This window comes from Hymenobacter glacialis (assembly GCF_001816165.1).
Classification (GTDB): Bacteria; Bacteroidota; Bacteroidia; order Cytophagales; family Hymenobacteraceae; genus Hymenobacter; species Hymenobacter glacialis.
In genome coordinates this window covers 18,405-28,570 of record NZ_MDZC01000069.1, presented here as the reverse complement: position 1 = coordinate 28,570, position 10,166 = coordinate 18,405, and the positions used below count along the sequence as shown (strand labels likewise).

The 10,166-nt window shown below is 61.3% G+C and carries 7 protein-coding genes; all 7 read right to left on the bottom strand.

What is annotated here, in order from left to right; genetic code table 11:
• Positions 1-689 (bottom strand): carbamoyl-phosphate synthase domain-containing protein (locus BEN48_RS11320; RefSeq protein ID WP_317043702.1); only part of this gene is annotated, 689 nt, incomplete at its 3' end.
• Between the two features lie 102 nt (positions 690-791).
• Positions 792-2,042 (bottom strand): 5-(carboxyamino)imidazole ribonucleotide synthase, encoded by a 1,251-nt coding sequence (locus BEN48_RS11315; protein WP_206599852.1) that lies wholly within the window; start codon positions 2,040-2,042, stop codon positions 792-794.
• Positions 2,039-2,551: a 5-(carboxyamino)imidazole ribonucleotide mutase gene (gene purE, locus BEN48_RS11310; protein WP_070734960.1), complete on the bottom strand. Its 513-nt coding sequence runs from the start codon at positions 2,549-2,551 to the stop codon at positions 2,039-2,041. The genes BEN48_RS11315 and purE overlap by 4 nt, the downstream gene beginning before the upstream one ends.
• Positions 2,552-2,706: 155 nt before the next feature.
• Positions 2,707-3,987, bottom strand: coding sequence for a dihydroorotase (locus tag BEN48_RS11305; protein WP_070734954.1), 1,281 nt, complete (start codon positions 3,985-3,987; stop codon positions 2,707-2,709).
• Between the two features lie 80 nt (positions 3,988-4,067).
• Positions 4,068-5,048, bottom strand: coding sequence for an aspartate carbamoyltransferase catalytic subunit (locus tag BEN48_RS11300; RefSeq protein WP_083320992.1), 981 nt, complete (start codon positions 5,046-5,048; stop codon positions 4,068-4,070).
• 562 nt (positions 5,049-5,610) lie between these two features.
• Positions 5,611-6,645 carry a quinone-dependent dihydroorotate dehydrogenase gene (locus BEN48_RS11290; protein WP_070734958.1) on the bottom strand — a complete coding sequence of 345 codons (1,035 nt, stop codon included), beginning with the start codon at positions 6,643-6,645 and terminating at the stop codon, positions 5,611-5,613.
• Positions 6,646-8,290: 1,645 nt separating this feature from the next.
• Positions 8,291-10,045, bottom strand: a complete 1,755-nt coding sequence (gene ggt, locus BEN48_RS11285) for a gamma-glutamyltransferase (RefSeq protein WP_241502254.1) — start codon at positions 10,043-10,045, stop codon at positions 8,291-8,293.
• Between the last annotated feature and the right edge of the window lie 121 nt (positions 10,046-10,166).

Here is a 10,166-nt window from a genome sequence, read left to right as displayed (position 1 = left end):
AACAGGCCGTCGTAGTCCAGGGTCGTGAAATCGTAGTCCCAGGGCACGCGAATCAGCTCCACGTCGCGCTCGAGGAAGCAGCGGATGATGTTGGTTTTGGTGCCGCAGTCCACGAGCACGATTTTGTGCTGGCCGTGGCCGTAGTGCTGCACGCCGGCCGGGCTCACCTGGGCCACGAGGTTGTCGCGATTGGGGTCGTGGAAGGGTACGTCGGTTTCGGCTACGATTTTGCCCAGCATGGCGCCTTTCTCGCGCAGCTTTTTGGTGAGCATGCGCGTGTCGACGTTGAAAATACCGGGGATGTTGTACTCCTGGAGCCAGTCGCCGAGGCTTTTGGCGGCGTTCCAGTGGCTGTGCTCCTCGGAGTAGTAGTTGACGACCAGCCCGGCAATGTGAATCTTATCGGACTCGAAAATCTTCGAAATCGACTCGTAGAGGTCTTCGCCGGGCACGCCGTAGTTGCCCACCATGGGGGTGGTGAGCACCAGAATCTGGCCGGCGAAGGACGGGTCGGTCAGGTTTTCGGGGTAGCCGGTCATGGCCGTGCTGAACACCACTTCGCCCGCGGCGGAGGTGAACGCGCCGAAGGATTCGCCCTCAATGCAGGTGCCGTCTTCGAGGATGAGTTTTACTGTTTGGGTCATGATGGAGGAGCGCAGGAAGAACGTCATGCTGAGCTTGTCAAGCATCTCTACCGCTTCGTTGAATGGCTCAGCCGAAGCGGTAGAGATGCTTCGACAAGCTCAGCATGACCGTTCGTTTAAGGTGATTTTTCTTAACACAAACGGTATTTAAATGGCATCCAGACCCGGCAAGCCGAGTAAACCAGCGGCACGGCGCGCAGTGGTTTTTACACTGGCGACATCCGGGCCGGTGATGGTCAGGTGGCCCATTTTGCGGCCGGCACGCGCTTCCGCTTTGCCGTACAGATGCAGATGCGTACCCGGTAAACTCAGCACGGCGTGCCAGTCCGGCTCCCGCCGTTGCCCGTTGCCGTCAAACCACACCTCACCCAGCAGGTTGAGCATGATGGCCGGGGAATGCTGGCGCGGCAGTGGCAAGGGCAGGCCCGCCATGGCATGAACCTGCAGGTCAAACTGCGACACGTTGCAGGCGTCCAGGGTGTAGTGGCCGCTGTTGTGCGGGCGCGGGGCCATCTCATTGACTACTAAGTCGCCGTGCTCGTCGTCGCCTTCCACCACAAAAAACTCGACGCACAGCACGCCCACATAGCCCAGCTGCTGCGCCAGGGAAACGGCCGCGTTGCGGGCCCTGGTGGCCAGGGTGGGCGGCATATTGCCTTCGTAAGCGTGGGTCACGGCCAAAATGCCATCGACGTGCACGTTGCGCTGCGGGGCGTAGCTGACGGCCTGCCCGTCCCAGCCACGCGCCACCAACACCGAACACTCGGCCATGAGCGGCAGCATCTTTTCCAGCACGCAGGCCACGCTGCCCAGCTCGGCCCAGGCGGCGGCCAGCTCGGCGGCGGTTTTCACCCTGACCTGACCCTTGCCGTCGTAGCCCATGCGCGCTGTTTTTAGGATGCCAGGCAGCAAATCATCCCGGTCGTTCTGGATGGCCTGGAGCTGGGCCGGCGTTTCAATCACCGCGTAGGGCGCGCAGGCCACCCCCGACAAATCGGAGCCAGCCGTGAAGTGGGCTTTTTCCTCGATGCGGTCTTGGGCAATGCCGACCACGGCCGCGCCCGGAGCAACGGGGCAGGTTAGGGCCAGCGTTTGCAGGGCCTGGGCGGGCACGTTTTCAAACTCGGTGGTGATGGCCTGACATAACTGGGCCAGTTGCGCCAGCCCGGCCGGGTCGTCGTACCTGGTCTGGATGTGGTGGTGGCTCACCAGCCCGGCCGGGCTTTGCGCGTCGGGCTCCAGCACGGCGGTAAAATAGCCCAGGCGCTGGGCGGCATGCACGAACATGCGGCCCAGCTGGCCGCCGCCCAGCACCCCCAGGGTTGCCCGCTGGCCAGCGGCATCCGTACTGCCCGGAAAAATCGGGCTCATGGCGAGGCTGTGCGTTCCGTCGCTCATATGGGCAGCGTCATGGCGCGGGCGGCCTCGGTTTGTTCGGCGCGGAACGTGTGCAGTTTGGCAGCCAGGGCCGGGTCGTGCAGGGCCAGCATGCTCAGGGCGAACAGGGCGGCATTGGCCGCCCCGGCATTGCCAATGGCAAACGTAGCGACGGGCACCCCTTTGGGCATCTGCACGATGCTGTGCAGCGAATCCACGCCCTGCAAATGCCGGCTGGCCACCGGCACGCCCAGCACGGGCACCGTAGTTTTGGCGGCCAGCATGCCCGGCAGGTGGGCGGCTCCCCCGGCCCCGGCAATGATGGCCTGCAAACCGCGCGGACCAGCTTGTTCAGCGTAGGCAAACAGGTCGTCGGGCATGCGGTGGGCCGACACCACGCGCGCCTCATGGGCCACGCCAAAGTGCGTGAGCATCTGCACGGCATGCTGCATGGTATCCCAGTCGCTGCTGGAGCCCATCACCACGCCCACCAGGGGCTTAGGGGTGTCAGGTGTGGAAGGGTTATTCATGGGAATATGGTTGGTCGTCATGCTGAGCGAAGCGGAGCGCAGTCGAAGCATCTCTACCGCTTCGTTGCAGTCGACAGGGTTAGCATTGCGGTAGAGATGCTTCGGCTTCGCTCAGCATGACACGTTCTTTGATTTTATGTCTTGCTTTTCGCTACCTATTCCCGTTCCAGCAGGATTTCGGTCCCCAAAATCACCAGGTCCACCCGGCCTTTCAACGTCTGGTCGATAAAGGGTGTGTTCTGGGATTTGGATTTCATGAAGTCCCGCGTGAAGGTGGTTTCCGCTTCGGTATCGAACAGGACGCAGTTGGCTTGCTGGCCGACTTCGATGGCGGCTGCCGGCAGGCCCATCAGGCGGCGGGGCTCCGCCGAATAGCGCTTCAACAGCACATCCCACCCAAATTTTCCGGGCTCCACGAAGTGATGGTAGAGTGACACCAGGGCCGTATCCAGGCCGGTGATACCATTGGGCGCGGTGATGAAATCCTGGGCTTTCTCAAACGGCGTGTGCGGCGCGTGGTCGGTGGAAATGATATCGAACACGCCTTCGATGAGCCCTTCGAGCAGCGCATCACAATCGGCCTGGGTGCGCAGCGGCGGGTTCATTTTGTAGTTCGTGTCGTAGTCGCCGATGTGCTCGTCGGTGAACATCAGGTGGTGCGGGGTGACCTCTGCCGTTACTTTCACATCGCCGCGCGATTTCCACCAGCGAATGGTTTCCATGCCCAGCTTGCTGGAAACGTGTTGGATGTGCACGTGTGCGCCTGCCGCATGGGCCAGGCGGATGTCGCGGTCGATGATGATTTCCTCCGCGCATGCCGGTGAACCCTTGATGCCGAGCCGGTAGCTCATCACCCCTTCGTTGAGGGCGCGCGGCCCGGCTAGCTCCGGCACCTCGCAGTGGCTGGCGAAAAACATCCCGAACTCGGTAGCATACTGCATGGCCCGGAAAAGCACGGCCGGGTCGGCCGTGGTATCCCCGTCGTCGGTGAGCATGGTCACCCCGAGCTCGCGCATGCCCTCAATTTCGGCCAGTTCCTTGCCCTCGCGGTTCTTAGTGACGCAGCCGGAGGTGTACACCGGAATGCGCGACCGGTCGCGGGCGTTGTCGAGCACGGTGGCTACTGCAGTAGCCGAGTCGAGGGCCGGGCGGGTATTGGGCATCATCACCACCCCGGTAACGCCGCCATTGATGGCCGCTTCGCTGCCCGTGGTGATGGTTTCCTTGTTCTCAAACCCCGGAGCGCGGAAATGAACGTGGGCATCAAACATGCCGGGCATCAGCACCCGGGCGCGCGCGTCGATGACCCGGGCACCCTCGGGAACGGCCAGACCGCTGCCGATTTCCTGAATTTTTCCTTCGACAATCAGGACGTCACTTTCGACAAGTATGGGGGAGTTTTCGGAGGCGATACGAGCGTTTTGAAGCAGCAGCATAAAGGGGTGATTTCGGTAAACCGGCGAGGGTTATGATGGAGATAAAGTTGAGAAGCAGCGTCAGCAGTTGCGAACGGCGCTTAGGGCATCAGCACCGTTGAACTGGTTTGCGGCCGCGCGACGTACGATTCCTGCTTAGGGAAATCCCCGCCCGGCTTGAGCCAGTCGAGCACGGCCATGCGCACCGAGATGCCGTTTTCGACCTGGTTGGTAATCAGGCTGCGCTCGTAGTCCATCACGGCGTCGCACAGCTCCACCCCCCGGTTTACGGGGCCGGGGTGCATGATGTAGAGGCCCTGGTCGCTGATTTCCGCCAGCCGGGCCGTGGTGATGCCGTACACCCGGTGGTATTCGCGCAGGCTGGGGAAAAACTGCACGTCCTGGCGCTCCATCTGCACGCGCAGCAGGTACACCACGTCGGGTGCCCAAGCCATGGCTGCCTCGTAGTCGGTGAAGCGGGGGATAGTGGCCGGGCCGTACTTGGGCACCAGCGAGCCCGGCCCCAGGTACGCCACCTCGATGCCCAGCTTTTGCAGCAGCGTGCTGGTGGAGCGCGCGACGCGGGAGTGGAGAATGTCGCCGATGATGAGGACTTTTTTGCCCCGGGGGTCCGGGAATTTTTCCTTGATGGTAAAGGCGTCCAGCAGGGCCTGGGTGGGGTGCTCGTGGGCCCCGTCGCCGGCATTGATAACCGACGCCGTGGTTTGGCGGGCAATCATGCCGGGCAGGCCGGGGTGGCTGTGGCGAACAACGATGTAGTCGGTGCGCATGGCCTGGAGCGTCTCAATCGTCTCGCGCACCGACTCGCCCTTGGAGATGGAGGAGTGGGCCACGTCGAAGTTCGTTACCTCCGCCGAGAGCCGTTTGGCCGCCACCTCGAAGGAGGAGTGCGTCCGGGTGCTAGCCTCATAAAACAGCATGAGCACGGACTTGCCTTCCAGCGCGGGAATCTTCTTCACCGAATGGGTGAACAGTTTCTTAAAGGACGATGATTGGTCGAGCAGGAACCCGATTTCCTCAGGGTGAAGCGATGCAATGTCGAGCAGGTCTTTACGTGCCATACCGGAGTTGGGGAAAAATTGGCTGCGGGGCGGCAGCCGACGCACTCAAGGGACATAAAAAAACCGTTTCGGAATCCGAAACGGTGGCGGGGCAATACTCAGAAAAATCAACGGAAATACCAGCGGCCAAATCGGAAAAACCGACAGTAGCGAAGACCTTCCGGTCTTCTCGCGGGTCTCTGCCGAGCAGTATCCCACGCTTCATCAACTGGGGTTTTGGTTGAAGCATGGTGCAAAGTTACGGCATTAGTTACGCCCGATAATTCATCGGTACTGCTAATTGCCCAGGGCTGCTTTTTTCAGATTCAATTTTTCAAGCTAAGGGGCTGAAAGACGCGCCTTTTGTTCCTATTTTCGCCGCCAAATAAAAATATGGGCCGCGCAACAGATTGCTTGGCAAGCACATCCGTCCTAACTTTGGCTCTTTATTCCGCCACTTAGTGTTCGCAAGCTACTAGGCGGCGGCAACGAACAGCCCCTGAAGTACTCGGTATTTCAGGGGCTGTTTCATTTCTGGCCGGCACCAGTAGTGCCGGGGGTGGCCTGAGTAAGTTGAACTGCCTCAGCCCCGCACCAGGCTCCGGTTTATCTGGCTCACCAGCGCCGGGCCTTCGTAAATGAAGCCGGTATACAGCTGAATCAGCGAAGCCCCGGCGGCCAGCTTCTCCTGCGCGTCGGCGGCCGAATGAATGCCGCCCGCGCCAATAATGGGCAGCCCGCCGTCGGATTTCTGGTGCAGGTAGCGGATGACTTCGGTGGCCCGGGCCCGCAGCGGCCGCCCGCTCAGGCCGCCCGCGCCCAGGCTGGCCACGTGGGCGGCCTCCGTGCGCAGGTTGTCGCGGCTGATGGTGGTGTTGGTAGCCACGAGGCCACTCAGCCGGGTTTCGCGGGCTATTTCCAGAATATCGTCGAGTTGCGAGTCGGTGAGGTCGGGTGCGATTTTGAGCAGCAGCGGCCGCGGCGTGGGGCGGGCCTTGTTGCGGGCCTGTACCTGCTGCAACAGGTCAATCAGTGGCTTTTTCTCCTGCAGCTGGCGCAGGTTAGGCGTGTTGGGCGAGCTCACGTTCACCACGAAGTAGTCCACCACCTCGGCCAACGCCTCAAAGCAGGCCACGTAGTCGTCGGCGGCGCGCTCGTTGGGCGTGTCCTTGTTCTTGCCGATGTTACCGCCGATAAGAAGTTGCCGGTTGCGCCGTTGGGCCAAGCGCGCTGCCACCACGGCCGCCCCCTCGTTGTTGAAGCCCATGCGGTTGAGCAGCGCCTCGTCCTGGGGCAGCCGGAACAGGCGCGGCGTGGGGTTGCCGGGCTGCGGCCGGGGCGTCACCGTGCCGATTTCCACAAAGCCAAAGCCCAGCGTGGCCAACTCGTCGGTCAGGGCTGCGTTCTTATCAAACCCCGCCGCCAACCCCACCGGGTTGGGAAATTTCAGCCCGAAAACCTCGCGTTCCAGGCTGGGGTGCTGGAAACCGTAGAGTGTGCGGAGCAGGGCGGGCATGCCCGGCACCCGCGCGGCGCGGCGCAGGTTATCGAAAACGAGGTGGTGGGCGCGCTCCGCATCGAGGTTGAAGAGCAGGGGTTTAACAAGGGATTTATACATCGGCAGCAGGGGCAAATTGGTGGTCAATGCTAAGTACTCGTGCAGAAGTAAGCGTACTGAATTTAGAACGTCATGCTCATCTGGCGTCCGCTTGCCGAAGCATCTCTACCGCAGTAGTAAACTGATTGCTTACGCGGTAGAGATGCTTCGGCAAGCGGACGCCAGATGAGCATGACCGCCTTTTTTGCTACGATTAAGTACGAATGCAGAAGTAAGCGTATGCTCTGGTCTGACCGCCCTAGGCGGTCTGACCGGTTGTTGTCACACCGAAATTGCTGGTGCTTCAACCGGTCAGACCGCCTAGGGCGGTCAGACCAGTAGGCCCAAATCGAATACGGCTACTTATGCACCATTACTTAATGCGTAGTTTATCGATAACAAGTTGTGAGTCAACTGTTACTGATTCGGGTGTGATGCCCAACTACTTGGTTGGCACTGGGGATGATTGAGGAGCGCCAGTCTGTCTGTCGTTCCATCCCGAGGAGACAGGTTGAGGTGGTTTCGCTGTATGGTCCCAGCTTGAGGTGGGGCGGGTCATGGGCAAAGATAGTGGGGGGCATTTGCCATTGGGCACCGGCAAATTGACACGTGTTAGGGGTGCCAATAAAGCAGGAACGGAAAACAACGCTAAGGCAAAGCGGTTGATTTTCAGCCGCGTTTTTCCATATAACAAATTGACCATCAATTCACTTGCCTGTAGCAGTCGGTGCTCTATGCAAAGGTGCCGGTAGCCGTGTTGTCGCTCGCAAGGCCGCGCCTGTCCAGGAAATTGTACCGGCAAGCCGTGTGCCCGGAGGCTCGTGACGTTGCTGGGCAACCCCTGGCGCAGGGTGCGGCACGGGGCTTCAGGCCACCAACCGGTGGCGCAAGCGCAGGTAGATTTCGTTGACTGCACTGCACGCTCTAGCCCGGGAGCCGGGCCGCGTCCGAGGCAGTCAAATCCAGCGCAAAGAGCCGCAGCAAGTAGCGGCATTCGACTTCTGAAATTTTTCTGTATTAATAATAACAAGTATATAATTGAATAACAATTGGTTGAGATAACTTTCTGACTTTTGCTTCCTAAGTCTTATGTGTTTTAGCAAAGACGAAAGGCCTTATCAAAAAATGGGGTTTCGTAGAGGCGGTGTAGTTCAAGCGCGATAAGGTCCTTTTCTCTGCTGATATGATATTCCACTCTGTTTTTAGTGCTCGTGCAGCAGTAAGCGTGCTTAATCTTAATCTTGAGCGGTTTTCAAGTCGGTGCACGTGACCGTTCTGGTGGTCGCCTCACCCCCTGCCGGGGGGTGAGGCGCTTCGTCAAACGAATTATATACACCACGTGAAATCCGCTCTAGATTGCCACGCTGAGCGCAGCCGAAGCAGCTCTACCGCGTGAGTAATTAGGTGTACTGCTGCGGTAGAGCTGCTTCAACGAGCGGACGCCAGATGAGCATGAACGCCTGTAGCTACGGTTACTTTTGCGCCACTACTATACAGTTTAAGTTAAGGGGCTCAACGCATTGCGTCCGATTTCAGCCTATTAGGCGTCAGATGATTTCTCCGATGCACCAATAGTTGTCTGTGCATAAAAAAAAAGCAACCCACACAGGTTGCCTTTTTTTATGCACAGACGGAGTAAAACCGGCCGTTAACCTGCGCCGCCGCTCTAATAGCCCAGCGCCGTGTCGTCGCCACGGGGGTCGGCGCCGCCTTCCAGCTTGCCTTCCGGCCGCACACGGATGACGTCGAGGCGGCCCCAGGGCAGGCGGGGGTTGAGGCGGTAGCCGCGGGCGCGTAGCGTGTCCTGGGCCGCGGGCAGCAGGGCGCCGGCTTCCACGTCAATCTGGTCGGGCAGCCACTGGTGGTGCAGGCGTGGGGCCGTCACAGCCTGTTGGGCATTAAAACCGTAGTCTACTACCCCCAGAATGGTTTGCAACACGCTGGTGATGATGGTGCTGCCGCCCGGCGAGCCCACCACCAGCGCCACTTTGCCGTTGCGGGTGAGAATGGTGGGCGTCATGCTGCTGAGCATGCGCTTGCCCGGCGCAATGGCGTTGGCCGCGCCACCGGTGAGGCCGTAGGCGTTGGGCACGCCGGCTTTAGCGCTGAAATCGTCCATCTCATTATTGAGCAAAAAGCCGGCGCCGGGCACCACCACTTTGCTGCCGTAGGCCCCGTTTAGGGTGGTGGTGCAGCTCACGGCGTTGCCAAAAGCGTCCACAATGCTGTAGTGGGTGGTTTCGTCGCTCTCGTAAGTGGGCAGGCCGGGGCCGGCCGTTACCTGGCTGCTGGGCGTGGCCCGGCCCTTGGGGCGCATGGTGGCCGCCCGCTGGGTATTGTAGTCCACATCGAGCAGCTTTTGCACCGGCACCGTGCCAAAATCGGGGTCGCCGAGGTAGGTGGCACGGTCGGCATAGGCCCGCCGTTCGGCTTCGGTGATGTAGTGCACGGCCAGCGGCGTATGGTAGCCGGCCTGGGCCAGGTCCACGGGTTCCAGCATTTGCAGCATTTGCAGCAGGGCCACGCCGCCGCTACTGGGCGGGGGCATGGTTATCACGTCGTAGTCGCGGTAGCGGCCGCGCAGGGGCTCGCGCCACTTGGGCCGGTAGCTGTCCAGGTCCTGCTGGCTCACCAGGCCGCCGCTGCGCTTCATTTCGGCGAGGAGCAGGCGGGCGGTTTCGCCCTTGTAGAAGCCGGCGCGGCCCTGGTCGCGCACGCGGGCCAGGGTGCGGGCCAGGTCGGGCAGGCGCAGGGTGTCGCCGGCTTGCCACTCGCCACCGCCGGGGCGCAGGTAGGCGGGGGTGCTGCCGGGGTTATATTTCTTAAAATCGGCCTGGGTCCGGTTGAGGCCGGCGGCTTCTTTCACGGTGAGGGGAAAGCCCTTGGCCGCCAGCGCCACGGCCGGCTGCAGCAGCGCGGGCCAGGACAGCTTGCCCAGCTGCTTGTGCAGCGTGGCCATGCCGGCCACCGTGCCGGGCGTGCCCACGGCCAGCGGGCCGGCGGTGCTCAGGCCTTCCACCACGTTGCCCTGCTTGTCGAGGTACATGTCGCGGGTGGCGGCAGCGGGTGCGGTTTCGCGGAAATCTAGGCTGCCGGCCGAGCCGTTTCGGTCGCGGTAGAGCAAGAAGCCCCCGCCGCCCACGTTGCCGGCCACGGGCAGCACCACGGCTAGGGCAAACTGCACGGCCACGGCCGCGTCGTAGGCATTGCCGCCGCGCTGCAGCACCAGCGTGCCAATCTTGGAGGCTTCGGGGTGGGCCGACACCACCATGGCGTAGTTGGCCAGGCGCGGCGCGGCGGCCTGCGGCTCGGGCGTGGCCAGCGACCCCTCAAATGCGCGTGAGGTGGACGTGACGGGACGCTCCGCGGAGCAGGCCATTAATAAAGCCAGCGGAAAGGCCAGCATCCGGGAAGTAATCATTGAGCAAAATAAAGCGATGTTGGTCTGGATTGCTATTCGACGCAGGAAATAGCCGCTGAGCGCGAGGAAATTGTCGGCCGGTTCGCTTCAAAACCCAGATAGGCAGCCCGGCGCGTTACTT